13 protein-coding genes and 2 pseudogenes are annotated in these 11,662 nt (G+C 67.3%); 4 read left to right on the forward strand and 11 right to left on the reverse strand.

The annotated features are described in order from the left end of the window. Window positions 1–217: IS30 family transposase (locus MUN85_RS12355; protein WP_250506975.1), on the forward strand; the 217-nt coding region annotated here is incomplete at its 5' end. A gap of 6 nt (window positions 218–223) precedes the next feature. On the opposite strand, the pseudogene MUN85_RS12360 reads toward MUN85_RS12355, so the two are convergent. The 4 genes and pseudogenes from MUN85_RS12360 to MUN85_RS12375 form a co-directional block, all read right to left on the reverse strand. Continuing rightward, window positions 224–460, reverse strand: a pseudogene (locus tag MUN85_RS12360) (transposase); the annotation flags it as partial. Window positions 461–571: 111 nt separating this feature from the next. Next, window positions 572–1,498: a helix-turn-helix transcriptional regulator gene (locus tag MUN85_RS12365; RefSeq protein ID WP_250506976.1), complete on the reverse strand. Its 927-nt coding sequence runs from the start codon at window positions 1,496–1,498 to the stop codon at window positions 572–574. Window positions 1,499–1,786: 288 nt separating this feature from the next. Then, complete coding sequence (locus tag MUN85_RS12370; protein WP_250506977.1) at window positions 1,787–2,101, reverse strand: metal-sensitive transcriptional regulator; 315 nt, start codon at window positions 2,099–2,101, stop codon at window positions 1,787–1,789. Window positions 2,102–2,156: 55 nt separating this feature from the next. Further along, the gene (locus tag MUN85_RS12375) at window positions 2,157–4,109 is read right to left on the reverse strand and encodes a heavy metal translocating P-type ATPase (protein ID WP_250506978.1); all 1,953 of its coding nucleotides are present in this window, start codon (window positions 4,107–4,109) and stop codon (window positions 2,157–2,159) included. 48 nt (window positions 4,110–4,157) lie between these two features. Here MUN85_RS12375 and MUN85_RS12380 point away from each other — a divergent pair, with 48 nt between their 5' ends. Continuing rightward, window positions 4,158–4,433 carry a hypothetical protein gene (locus MUN85_RS12380; RefSeq protein ID WP_250506979.1) on the forward strand — a complete coding sequence of 92 codons (276 nt, stop codon included), beginning with the start codon at window positions 4,158–4,160 and terminating at the stop codon, window positions 4,431–4,433. Between the two features lie 140 nt (window positions 4,434–4,573). Here MUN85_RS12380 and MUN85_RS12385 read toward each other — a convergent pair whose 3' ends face one another. The 6 genes from MUN85_RS12385 to MUN85_RS12410 all read right to left on the reverse strand — a co-directional run bounded on the left by MUN85_RS12385 (window position 4,574) and on the right by MUN85_RS12410 (window position 10,030). Further along, the gene (locus MUN85_RS12385) at window positions 4,574–4,825 is read right to left on the reverse strand and encodes a YHS domain-containing protein (RefSeq protein ID WP_250506980.1); all 252 of its coding nucleotides are present in this window, start codon (window positions 4,823–4,825) and stop codon (window positions 4,574–4,576) included. 49 nt (window positions 4,826–4,874) lie between these two features. Continuing rightward, on the reverse strand, window positions 4,875–7,196 hold the full coding sequence (locus MUN85_RS12390; protein WP_250506981.1) for a heavy metal translocating P-type ATPase: 2,322 nt from the start codon (window positions 7,194–7,196) through the stop codon (window positions 4,875–4,877). Continuing rightward, window positions 7,183–8,178 carry a DUF8832 domain-containing protein gene (locus tag MUN85_RS12395; protein ID WP_250506982.1) on the reverse strand — a complete coding sequence of 332 codons (996 nt, stop codon included), beginning with the start codon at window positions 8,176–8,178 and terminating at the stop codon, window positions 7,183–7,185. Before MUN85_RS12395 ends, MUN85_RS12390 begins: the two co-directional genes overlap by 14 nt. A 2-nt stretch (window positions 8,179–8,180) precedes the next feature. Beyond that, complete coding sequence (locus MUN85_RS12400; protein WP_250506983.1) at window positions 8,181–8,411, reverse strand: heavy-metal-associated domain-containing protein; 231 nt, start codon at window positions 8,409–8,411, stop codon at window positions 8,181–8,183. A gap of 41 nt (window positions 8,412–8,452) precedes the next feature. Beyond that, window positions 8,453–9,130 (reverse strand): MFS transporter, encoded by a 678-nt coding sequence (locus MUN85_RS12405; protein ID WP_250506984.1) that lies wholly within the window; start codon window positions 9,128–9,130, stop codon window positions 8,453–8,455. Between the two features lie 195 nt (window positions 9,131–9,325). After that, on the reverse strand, window positions 9,326–10,030 hold the full coding sequence (locus tag MUN85_RS12410; RefSeq protein WP_250506985.1) for a response regulator transcription factor: 705 nt from the start codon (window positions 10,028–10,030) through the stop codon (window positions 9,326–9,328). A 135-nt stretch (window positions 10,031–10,165) separates the two neighbouring features. Between MUN85_RS12410 and MUN85_RS12415 the strand changes: the two genes are divergently transcribed. Beyond that, complete coding sequence (locus MUN85_RS12415) at window positions 10,166–10,762, forward strand: CueP family metal-binding protein (protein ID WP_250506986.1); 597 nt, start codon at window positions 10,166–10,168, stop codon at window positions 10,760–10,762. Window positions 10,763–11,003: 241 nt separating this feature from the next. Continuing rightward, window positions 11,004–11,405 carry a four-helix bundle copper-binding protein gene (locus MUN85_RS12420; RefSeq protein WP_250506987.1) on the forward strand — a complete coding sequence of 134 codons (402 nt, stop codon included), beginning with the start codon at window positions 11,004–11,006 and terminating at the stop codon, window positions 11,403–11,405. 75 nt (window positions 11,406–11,480) lie between these two features. On the opposite strand, the pseudogene MUN85_RS12425 reads toward MUN85_RS12420, so the two are convergent. Then, window positions 11,481–11,662 (reverse strand): annotated as a pseudogene (locus MUN85_RS12425) (IS256 family transposase); the annotation flags it as partial.

Genomic DNA, 11,662 nt, shown 5'->3' on the forward strand with positions numbered 1-11,662 from the left:
CTACTTCTGCGACCCGCACTCCCCGTGGCAGCGGGGCAGCAATGAGAACACCAACGGGTTGCTACGTCAATACCTTCCGAAGAGCACCGATCTGAGCATCGTTAGCCGCGCGGACCTGACCGCGATTGAAGACTCGCTCAACGGCCGACCGCGCAAGACGCTCGGATATCTGACACCATCGGAGAAGTTCACGGAACTCGTTGCGACCACCGGTTGAATCCGCCACCTCGTTTTCCATCTCGAGCTCACGAATTCGTTTGAGCGCTTGGCGCATCTCCCGCTGCTCGTCAGGGTCTTTTGACGGGGTCATCCCATACGACGTGAACCTCGCATCTTGAATCCACGAGGCGAGAGCTGACTTCGAGATACCGAGATCTTTACACACGGTTTTCTGCGTGAGGCCGGACTCCACGAGCGCGACAGCATCTCGCTTGAACTCCTCACTGTACTTCGATGGCATGCTCATCATCCTTTCAGTATCGATTTTCAGATCGAGACAGTCTTGGACTCACGCAAACCGACAGCAGACCCGATACGCGTATCGCAAATGCAAAGATCTGTATCGAAACGGTCAGGCAGTGCCCTTGTCCCGGCAGAGCTGCCGGTAGCGGGCGGGGGTGACGCCGACGGCCTGGCGGAACAGTCGGGCGGCGTGGCCCCGGCTGCGCCAGCCGACCTCACCCATCGCCACCTCGATCGGCAGGTCCGTCTCGCGCAGTAGCCGGGCCAGGTGCGCCGCGCGCAGCGTCATCAGGTACGTCATCGGGGTGGCGCCATAGGCCTCGACGAACACCCGGCCCAGCTGGGACGGTGACAGGTGCACGACGTCGGCCAACTCGCCCAGTGTCCATCGGTGAGCCGGCTGCTCGCGCAGGAGGTGGGCCGCAGCGCGGGCCTCGGCCCGCAGCGGCGCGAACCGGCGGTGGCGTGGCAGGCCGGGCCGGATCGATCTCCGCTGTCTCGCCGTCCGTCGCGTGGCGGTCGTTCTCACGTACGGCGTCACGACGTCCAGCACGGCAAACAGCAGTGCTTGCAGCCGGTAGAACCGCTCCGGCGAGGGACCGTCGATGCTCAGCGCAACGAGCTCATCGAGCCACGGCATCAGCATCCCGGCGCGGTCCTCGCCGAGGTGGAGTATCTGGGCTGGCTCCGAGTAGAGTTTCTCGGCGAAATCGTGCGCGTCCCATCGATCCGCGACCAGTGCGGCGTACTGCCAGAACACCTGATCAACCACGTAGTCGTGGTCGAGGTAGAGAGTGGTCACAGTGATCGAGCGCTCAGGTTCACTGCCGCACAGCGTGTTGGCACCGAGCGCGACGACGTCCCCGGCACCCACCGGTCTTTCGCCGAATTCGCTCATCAGAATTGCTGAGCCGGCGCGCACGAAGATCAGTTTCACGCAGTCATAGGCGACCGGCGCGATGGGGTGGTGTATCGATCTCGTGCGTGCGACGACCGGCGTGAACCGGTCGAGATCGGGGGTATCGAGGGCCTCCATCTCGACTCACCAGAACTGCGCCTCATCAAGGCCCGTGCTCCACGATTCACTTACACAGAACGGGTATCCGCTGCCTGGAAGCGTCGCGCTCGGGCACCTGAGCCTGGCCTCAGCAGCAGGCCCTAGCGACTCGGATGGTGACTTCCACCACCCAGTGGGTCCGTCCCGTACTGCTTGAAGTCCGGAGGCTGGCTTCACCGGCTGTCGAGGTATGGGAGGTCAGCGTTTCCGCCGCCATCGACAACGCCTTCAGGACGCTGCTTGAGGCGCGCATACGACCACGGCCCTTCACGACTTGACCAATCGGGCGATGGCGTCAGACGCCTCTCTGACCTTCTGGTCGGCCTCGGGCCCTCCTGCTTTGGCGGCGCTGACGACGCAATGCTTGAGATGGTCGTCGAGCAGGCCGAGGGCGACGTTCTCCAGGGCGGAGGTCAGGGCGCTGATCTGAGTGAGGATGTCGATGCAGTAGGTGTCCTCATCGACCATCCGGTGGATGCCGCGTGCCTGGCCTTCGATGCGCTTGAGACGTGCCAAGTAGCGTTCCTTCTCACTGATGTAGCCATGGGCGGCCTTGGTCGGGGTTGTGGTCTCAGTGGCCATCGTGTCTGCTCCTGTTTCGTGAGGTGTGGAATCTGATCTCGGCCTGCTTGGGTGTTCACCCGGACGTGTCGCGGTCGAGGAACCTAGAAGTGCTGTGGGCTGGAGTCAGATCCAGCCGACGCAGCAACTGGGCGTTGAGCGCGACCACCACGGTCGAGGCGGACATGAGGATCGCGCCAACGCTCATCGGCAAGACGAATCCGATCGGTGCGAGCACTCCGGCGGCCAGCGGTACGGAGATGAGGTTGTAGCCGGCGGCCCACCAGAGGTTCTGCTTCATCTTCCGGTACGAGGCCCGAGAGAGGTCGATGACCGAGAGCACCGAGCGCGGGTCCGAGCTGGCCAGGATGACTCCGGCGGAGCCGATGGCCACATCGGTGCCGGCGCCGATGGCGATGCCGACATCGGCTCGGGCCAGGGCTGGGGCGTCGTTGACTCCATCGCCGACCATGGCCACCTTGCGGCCCTCGCCCTGAAGTTCGGCGACCTTGGCGGCCTTGTCCTCCGGCCGGACCCCGGCGAAAACTCGATCGATGCCCAGCTCGGCGGCCACGGTGTCGGCCACGGCCTGGGCGTCGCCGGTGATCATCACGACCTGCGCACCCGCAGCGTGGAGCGCGTCGACGGCGTCACGGGACTCCGACCGGATCTGATCGGCCAACCGCAGCGCGCCGATCACCTGGCTGTCGGCAAGGATGTGCAGGATGATCGCGCCCTCGGTGCGCCACTCATCGGCGACGGGGAGTTCGTCGAGGCCACGCTGGTCCAGGAGGTGAGGGCCGCCGACCTCGACCACGGTGCCATCCACCATGGCCCTCACACCTACCGCTGGTGAGGAGGAGAAGTCGGTCGCCCTGGGCACATCCAGCTCGCGGGCTCGCGCCGCCCCGAGCACGGCCCTGGCGAGCGGGTGCTCGCTGTCGGTCTCGGCCGCTGCGGCCAGAGCCAGCACCTCGTCTTCGGTGTGTCCCTCGATCGGTTCGATCCCGGTGACGGTGGGCTCGCCCTTGGTCAAGGTGCCGGTCTTGTCGAACAGGACGGTGTCCACCGTTCTCATCGACTCCAGTGCGAGGCGGTCCTTGATCAGCACTCCACCGCGGGCGGCGCGTTCGGTGGCGATCGAGACCACCAGCGGGATCGCCAGTCCCAGCGCGTGCGGGCAGGCGATCACCAGCACGGTGATCGTGCGTACCACCGCAGCATCCGGCATCCCCAGAACACTCCAGATGACGGCGGTGATCGCAGCCGCAACGAGTGCGAACCAGAACAGCCACGCCGCCGCGGTGTCAGCGATGCGCTGAGCGCGCGAGGATGATGCTTGCGCGTCGGTCACCAGTTTCTGGATACCGGCCAGGGCCGTGTCCTCGCCGATCGCGGTGACCTCGACGCGCAAGCCGGAATCGGTGGCCACCGTGCCGGCGACCACCTGCTCACCGGTCTCGCGTCGGACGGACTTGGATTCACCGGTGATCATGGATTCGTCCATGCTGGCCGAGCCGTCGATGATTCTGCCGTCGGCGGGCACAGCGGCGCCGGGGCGCACGATCACGATGTCACCGACCGCGAGGTCGGCCGGAGGGACGGTGACCACGTCGTCGCCGTCGATCTTCTCGGCCTCATCGGGCAGCAGGGCCGCCAAGGAATCGAGAGCGGAGGTGGTCTGCGCCAGGGAACGCATCTCGATCCAGTGGCCCAGCAGCATGATGACCACCAGCAGTGCCAGTTCCCACCAGAAGTTCAGCTCATGATCCAGAATTCGCAGGCTCGCGCCCCAGGAGGCGATGAACGCCACGGTGATCGCCAGGCCAATGAGAAGCATCATGCCGGGTTGGCGGGCGCGGATCTCGGAGACCGCGCCGGTCAGGAACGGCCGGCCGCCCCAGACATACATCACGGTGCCCAGGACCGGGGAGACCCACCACACCCATCCGGCGTCGGGGAGCTGGTAACCCAGGAGGTCAGCGAACATCTCGTTGAAGCCCACCACTGGTACCGCCAGGACCAGCATGATCCAGAAGAGTCGCTTGAACTGACCGACGTGGTCGCCGTGGCCTGCGTGACCACCGTGGTCCTCGTGCCCGGCGTGGTGCTGGCCGGCCTGATCGTGACCAGCGTGGTCCTCGTGCCTTGCGTGGTGCTGGCCAGCCTGACCGTGACCGCCATGATGGCCAGTGTGCTCGTCACGGTGTGCAGGGTCATGGTCTGCACTGCCGTGCTCGGCAGGCGCGTGATGGTGGTGGGCGTGGCCCTCGCCACCGGAGTGCTCGTCGCTGTGATCGGTGCGGCCCGAGCGCGTGCCGGGATGGTCTGCGTGTTGCTCGGGAGCGGCTGATGCTGATGTTCGGTGGTGATCGGGGCGCGTCATCATGTTCCTATCTGTTACCCGGTACGGGTATGTGGCGAGTGAAGGAGAACCCGGCTCGTCGGCGCTCGCGCAACCCCCGGGCCGGGTTCTCGCTTCTCGGGTGGGGGTTACGCGGCGGTGTAGCGCTCGGGGTCTGCGTCGAAGAGCGGGCCGCAGGCGTCGCAGCACAACCAGTAGCGCTGGCCGTTGTAGTCGCGGTACAGGTCCACTTCCTCAGCCTGGGACTTGATCACGGTCGTGCCGACCATGACGGGGCATTCGGTGATGTCCTCCGCGCTGGCCTGGGCGAGCGCGTCTGCTGCGGGTGCGTGGTCGTGTCCGTGGTTGTCGTCGTGTCCGTGGTGGTGATGCGTTGTCATGTGCTTGTCCTTTTCATGGTGCGGTTTTCGGTCGTTGTGGTGCCTCAGCTCAGGCAGAGGCCAGTTTGCGCTCACGCCTGGCCGGCGCGATGTCTGCTGGTGCTTCGTCGGCGCGGGACGTGAAGCTGCGCAGGCGCAGACTGTTGGAGACCACGAAGACGCTGGACAGGGCCATCGCGGCGCCGGCGAGCATCGGGTTGAGCAGCCCGAACGCGGCCAGCGGGATCGCGGCGGTGTTGTAGGCAAAGGCCCAGAACAGGTTCGTCTTGATCGTGCGCAGCGTGCGCCGGGACAGCCGGATGGCATCCGCTGCTGCCCGCAGGTCGCCGCGGACCAGGGTGATGTCGGCCGCCTCGATCGCGACGTCGGTGCCGGTGCCCATCGCCAGCCCCAGGTCGGCCTGGGCCAGGGCGGGGGCGTCGTTGACGCCATCGCCGACCATCGCGACGGTCTTGCCCTCGTCCTGGAGCCGGGCGACGACATCGACCTTGTCCTTGGGCAGTACTTCGGCGATCACCTGGTCGATGCCGACCTGGGCGGCGACCTGATCGGCGACGGTCTTGTTGTCCCCGGTGAGCAGCACCGGGGTAAGGCCGAGCTCCTTGAACTGCCTGATGGCCTGCGCGCTGGTCGGCTTGATCTCGTCCGAGACCACCAGCACACCGCGAGCGGTGCCGTCCCAGCCGACCACGATCGCGGTCTTGCCCTCGGCCTCCGCCGCCTGCTTCGCAGCCCGAAGGTCCGCGTCGAGATGCTGGGACCATTCGGCCAGCAGAGTCTCGCGCCCGGCCAGCACCGCGTGCCCACCGACGATGCCCTGGACGCCGCGGCCCTCGATGTTCTCGAAGGACTCGGGGGTGGGCAGTTCGCCGACCTCGACAGTGGCGCCCTTGGCGATGGCCTGGGCGATGGGGTGCTCGGAGGCATCCTCCAGGCCGCCTGCCAGGCGCAGCAGTTCGGCCCGCTCGACCCCGTCGGCGGTGATGACATCAGTCAGGGTCATCTTCCCGGTGGTGACGGTGCCGGTCTTGTCCAGCACGATCGTGTCGATCTTCCGAGTCGACTCCAGGACCTCAGGACCCTTGATGAGCACCCCCATCTGCGCGCCCCGCCCGGTGCCGACCAGCAGAGCGGTCGGGGTGGCCAGGCCGAGGGCGCAGGGGCAGGCGATGATCAGCACCGCCACCGCCGCGGTGAACCCCGCGGCCAGTGGGAAGCCGGCACCGATCCAGGCGCCGAGGGTGGCCACGGCGATGGCGATCGCGATCGGCACGAACACACCGGAGACCCGGTCGGCCAGCCGCTGGATCTCGGCCTTGCCGGACTGGGCGTCCTCGACCAGCTGGGCCATCTGCGCCAGCTGGGTATCCGAGCCCACGCGAGTGGCCCGGACGACGAGCCGGCCGCCGGCGTTGACAGTGGCACCGGTGACGGTGTCGCCTTCGGTGACCTCGACCGGCACGGACTCGCCGGTGAGCATGGAGGCGTCGATCGCGGAGCTGCCGGAGGTGATCACCCCGTCGGTGGCGATCTTCTCGCCCGGACGGACGACGAACTCATCGCCGACGGACAGCTCCTCGATGGGGATGCGCTGCTCCTTGCCCTCGCGCAGGATCGTCACGTCCTTCGCGCCGAGTTCGAGCAGGGCGCGCAGGGCAGCGCCGGCGCGGCGCTTGGAGCGCTTCTCGAAGTAGCGGCCCAGCAGGATGAACGTGATCACCCCGGCGGCGACTTCGAGGTAGATGTGCCCGAGCCCGTCGGTGCGGGAGATCGTCAGCTCGAAGGGATGGACCACGCCGGGCTGGCCGGCGGTGCCGAAGAACAGCGCGACGATCGACCACAGCAGGGCCGCGGTCGTGCCGACCGAGATCAGGGTGTCCATCGTCGCCGTGCCGTGCTTGAGGTTAATCCACGCCGCCCGGTGGAACGGCCACCCGGCCCAGACCACCACGGGCGCGGCCAGGACGAGGGAGGCGAAGCCCCAGTAGTCGAACTGGAGCGCGGGGATCATCGCCATCGCGATCACCGGAACCGCGAGCACGGCGGCGCCGATGAGACGCTGGCGCAGGCTGCGCAGTTCGGCATCCTCGGGCGACTCGCTCTCGTCCCCTCCGGACTGCGTGGAGCCCTTCGGCGGGGCGGGGAGCGCGGCGGTGTACCCGGTCTTCTCCACCTCGGCGATCAGCGTCTGCGGGTCCAGACCCTCTGGTCCGGTGACCCTGGCCTTCTCCGTGGCGTAGTTGACGCTGGCCGTGATGCCGTCGAGCTTGTTGAGCTTCTTCTCGATCCGGTTGGCGCAGGAGGCACAGGTCATCCCACCGATCTGCAACTCGACACTACCGGTGCTGGTGGTGTTCTCAGCCGTGGTCATGGCCGCCTCCTTCTTCCTGCTCGCCTTCGGAGTCCGCTCCTTCGGAGTCCGCGCCTCCGTTGTCGTGACCGACACCCGGTCCGGTGGTGGTGTCCAGGACCAGCGGGGCGGTGTGGACCTGCCCGTCGACCTGGAAGTCCAGGTACAGCAGGTACCGGCCCGCTGTCGGTGCGGTGGCCTCGAAGACGATCTGTGGCCCGGAGGTCTCACCCGCCTGGGGCTCCTCGCCGTGGGGGTGGACGTGCAGATAGGCCAGGTCACCGCCACGCAGGGCCACCAGATGTCCGAAGGCACCCAGGTACGGCTCCAGCTCGGTGACGGGCTCACCGTCACGGCTGATCGTCATGGTCAGTGCTGAGGACTCGCCCGCGAGGAGGTCGCCTTCTACGCTGACCTCAAAGCCATCGACAGTGGTCGTGGTGACCTGCTCGGTCGGCGGTGCAGGGGCGTAGTTGCCGGCCACCTGCACCGAGGTGGACAAGGTCACGCCCTCACCGGCCTCGGACGGGACGAAGTCCGCGAAGACCCGGTACGAACCCGCGGCCTGCCATTCCCAGGGGATCGACCAGGCGCCCTCGGCATCGCGCTCGGGGTGGACGTGGCGGAAGTGCTGCCCGTCGGCCCGCACCGCGATCAGGTGCAGCTCCTTGTCATGGTCCGGCTCGAAGTCCGTCACCGGGCTCCCGTCCGGGCCGATGACCGTGAGGGACAGCTCGCCCTCGCTCCCGGTCTGGCCGGGGGCGCCCACGGTGGTGAGTTGATACCCGTCCTGGGCCAGCCCGAGACCCAGCGAGGCGTCCTCCATCGCATGGCCGCTCTCACTGGTTCCCATGTCGTCTCCTGCGTGGTCGTTCACTGTCGTCTCTTCTGTCCAGTTCTGCACGGTCTCCTCGGGGACGACCGTGTTCGCCGTGAACCCCGCCCCGGCGAACACGGCCACCAGGGCCAGCCCGTACAGACCGAGCCGTGCCGGTGCCCGCATTGTCAGCTCCTGGCTGCTTGGTAACCGGCCTCGTCGACCGCGGCAAGCACCGCGCTGTCGTCGACCGGCTGCTCGGCGCTCACGGCCAGCCGGCCGCTGGCCGCGCTGACCTCGATGTCGGTGACACCGGGGATCTGGGACACCTCGGCGCGGATCGCCCCTTCGCAGTGTCCGCAGCTCATTCCGGTCACCTGGTACTCCGTCGTCGTGCTCATGATTCGTGCTCCCTTCATTGTGGTTGTCTTTACTACCCTATACCCCTAAGGGGTATGCATCAAGTGACGGTCGCTTCGCTGGCTTCTGATGTGCTGCGGGCGCGGCCGGGGATCGCGATGCTGGCGATGATGGCGGCGGCGATCGCGCCGATCGCCGCTGCCAGGAACGCCTGCCGGAACCCGGTATCACCGCCTCCGACGACACTGACCACGGCGATGCTGGAGACGCTGGCGACACCGACCGAAGCACCCATCTCGTGGAACGTGCTCAACAGCCCCGAGGCGATGCCTGCTTCCTCGGGTGCGACCTGCCCGAGCGCGGTGACAGAGGCAACAACGAAGAGCATCCCGATCCCCAGCGCCCCGAAGCTGATCCCGATGGTGGTGGTCACAGTCGTGGCCCACAGCGCGGGGACGAGTAGTCCGATCGCGCCGACGACCATGCCGATCACGCCGAGCTTGCGGGCGCCGAGCTTGCCGACGAGCCGCCCGGCCACCTGCGCCCCGGCGATCGTCGCCAAAGGGATGGGCAGGAACCGCAGACCCGTGACCAGCGGTCCGTATCCGGCGAACTGCTGGAAGTAGAAGGTGCCGAGGAAGAACACCGCGACCATCAGCGCGGTGGCAATCCCGAGCACGAACACACCGGAGAACACTGGACGCCTGCCGAGCAGCGAAAGGTCCATCAGTGGCGATGCTGTGGTCTTCTGCCACCAGCCGAACAGCAGGTAGAGCACGACCGCGATCCCCGCGGAAGGCCCACTCGGCGTGATGCACTACCGGCTCATCCGCTGCCTGGCCGGCGACCATATGCTCGTGGAAGATCCGCGGTCCGAGACTGGCGGCGACCAGCCACGCCGTGCCGACACCGACCAGCACCACCGCCACGGTGGCCAGCAGCAGCCGAGTGCCCAGCCCCCACCGCTGTGCCCTCACCGGCCGGTGCCCATCCGGTAGCCCACCCCGCGCACCGTCTTGATGAACACCGGATCGGCCGCGTCGTCTCCCAGCTTGCGGCGCACGTGGCCGATGTGGACATCGACCAGGTGGTCGTCGCCCACCCAGTCCGGCCCCCACACCTCCTCGATCAACTCCCGGCGGGCGAATACCACCTGCGGCTGGGCCGCCAGCGCGGCGAGCACGTCGAACTCGATTCGAGTCAGGTCCACCGGCTCACCGTTCACGTGAACCTCACGGCCGGCCACATCCACCCTCAGTGCGCCGACCTCGATCACCGCCTCGCCGCTGGCCCGGGGCCGGCGCAGCATCGCCCGGACCCGGGCCACCAACTCCCTGGGGCTGAAAGGCTTGATCACGTAGTCATCCGCCCCGACTGCCAGTCCGATCAGCCTGTCGGTCTCCTCCACCCGGGCGGTGAGCATCACGATGTAGCAGTCTGAGAAGGCACGCACCGCCCGGCACACCTCGATCCCGTCCATCCCGGGCAGGCCCAGGTCCAGCACCACCACGGCCGGGTCCCAGCGCCGCACCGACTCCACAGCCAGCGTGCCGTCCGCGGCCATCTCGACCGCGAACCCGTCACGTTCGAGGTAGGCGCTCACCAGCCGTGCCAACGGCGTCTCGTCATCGACGACCAGCACCCGAGGCAGCTGGCGATCATGGGTCATAACAGTCATGACCCCATTCTCCAAGAGCGGCACCCCACTCGACGCCAGGCAGCCTCAATGCGACGGACAGAGGCGAGGGTTGGTGAACCGATGTAGGACACAGGGCCTGGGCGGGCGGATTGGCCGTACGGCAGAATAGGGCGGGTGAAACTACGCCTGATCGCAGTGGCCGGGGCGCTCCTTGTGACGCTCGCCGGCTGCTCCACCACCGCACCCGAGACCGACCAGACACCGGCCAGCACACCGGCCATCACCACCGACCAGGCCGACTTCCTTGCCGCGCATGACCTGGACGGCATGGACGGGGCGCAGATCGTCGACCACCTCGATCGCGTGCCCGTGGCCGATCGCCCGACCGACCTCATGGCCTCCGTGCGCGCGGACCACCTGCTCCTCGCCGATGCCGAGCACGAGGTCGCGGTCCCGCTGGGTGAGGGCGGGTTCTACCTGGCCGTTGCCCCCTATGTCGATCAGACCCACGAGTGTTACTACCACTCCCTGACCACCTGCCGTGGTGAGCTGGCCAACGAGGACATCGGTGTGCGCATCGTCGACGAGGCTGGCGAGGTCCTCGTCGATGAGCAGGTGACCACGTTCGACAACGGCTTCGTCGGCTTCTGGCTCCCGCGGGACGTCGACGGCACCATCGAGGTCACTTACGGCGGGCTCACCGGCCAGAGCGCCTTCTCTAGCAGCGACGAGGAGGCTACCTGCCTCACCACCCTTCAGCTCGAAGCGTGAGGCAGGCGATGCGAGCCTGCCGATACCCAGGTCCCGCATGAGCCTTCGTCCAGCCGGAACGGTCCGAACAGACGCGCCAAGGAACAGCCCCGTAGCCCGAGTCGCCATTCTTCATGGAACCTTCATGGCTTTACCGGGCAGCGGGGATGCGCTTGCCTATCGTTACTACTAGCCTCGTAAGGGCACCTGCGATGCCGCAGTCCGTATCGGCGTCGCAACCGACCACACTAGGGAGCAAGCCATGAAGACCGCCGAGATGATGAACACCTATCCGGCCGAGATCAACCTCGATCGAGATCTGCTCGCCCGCACCGTCGACACGCTCGTGGCGTGCGCCCAGGCATGTACCGCCTGCGCCGATGCCTGCCTCAGCGAGGAGACGGTGGCCGAGCTGCGCAAGTGCATCCGCTCCAACCTCGACTGCGCCGACATCTGCGCCACCACCGCCCGCGTCCTGTCCCGGCACACCGGCTACGACGCCAACCTCACCCGAGCCCAGGTCCAGGCCTGCGCCCAGGCGTGCAAGTCCTGCGGCGACGAGTGCGAGCAGCACGCCGGCCACCACGAGCACTGCCGCGTCTGCGCCGAAGCCTGCCGGGCCTGCGAACAAGCCTGCAACGAACTCTTGGCCGCGATCGCGTAACCGCCGCAACGCCCGCTCGCCGCCCCATACTCGGGGTCTGTCCGATGAACGGTGTGTAGGGTCCGGCGGTTTTCATTAGTGGGTGGTCCTGTCGAACCGTCCGGCGAAGGTGATCGCGAACGCGTTTAGTGCAGGCTTCCACCTCATCACCCAGCGTGCCCGGCCTCCGCCGCTGGGGTCAAGCGAACGCGTCACCAGATACAGGCACTTGATCGCCGCGGCCTCGTTCGGGAAGTGCCCGCGAGCCCGGACCGCCC

This window comes from Bowdeniella massiliensis, from assembly GCF_023634005.1.
Classification (GTDB): Bacteria; Actinomycetota; Actinomycetes; order Actinomycetales; family Actinomycetaceae; genus Bowdeniella; species Bowdeniella massiliensis.

Excerpts from the sequence above, each read along its gene's own strand:
- MUN85_RS12365 (WP_250506976.1), bottom strand. The coding sequence starts at position 1,498 with ATGGAGGCCCTCGATACCCCCGATCTCGACCGGTTCACGCCGGTCGTC.
- MUN85_RS12370 (WP_250506977.1), bottom strand. The coding sequence starts at position 2,101 with ATGGCCACTGAGACCACAACCCCGACCAAGGCCGCCCATGGCTACATC.
- MUN85_RS12375 (WP_250506978.1), bottom strand. The coding sequence starts at position 4,109 with ATGCTGGTCCTGGCGGTACCAGTGGTGGGCTTCAACGAGATGTTCGCT.
- MUN85_RS12385 (WP_250506980.1), bottom strand. The coding sequence starts at position 4,825 with ATGACAACGCATCACCACCACGGACACGACGACAACCACGGACACGAC.
- MUN85_RS12390 (WP_250506981.1), bottom strand. The coding sequence starts at position 7,196 with ATGACCACGGCTGAGAACACCACCAGCACCGGTAGTGTCGAGTTGCAG.
- MUN85_RS12395 (WP_250506982.1), bottom strand. The coding sequence starts at position 8,178 with ATGCGGGCACCGGCACGGCTCGGTCTGTACGGGCTGGCCCTGGTGGCC.
- MUN85_RS12400 (WP_250506983.1), bottom strand. The coding sequence starts at position 8,411 with ATGAAGGGAGCACGAATCATGAGCACGACGACGGAGTACCAGGTGACC.
- MUN85_RS12410 (WP_250506985.1), bottom strand. The coding sequence starts at position 10,030 with ATGACTGTTATGACCCATGATCGCCAGCTGCCTCGGGTGCTGGTCGTC.
- MUN85_RS12420 (WP_250506987.1), top strand. The coding sequence starts at position 11,004 with ATGAAGACCGCCGAGATGATGAACACCTATCCGGCCGAGATCAACCTC.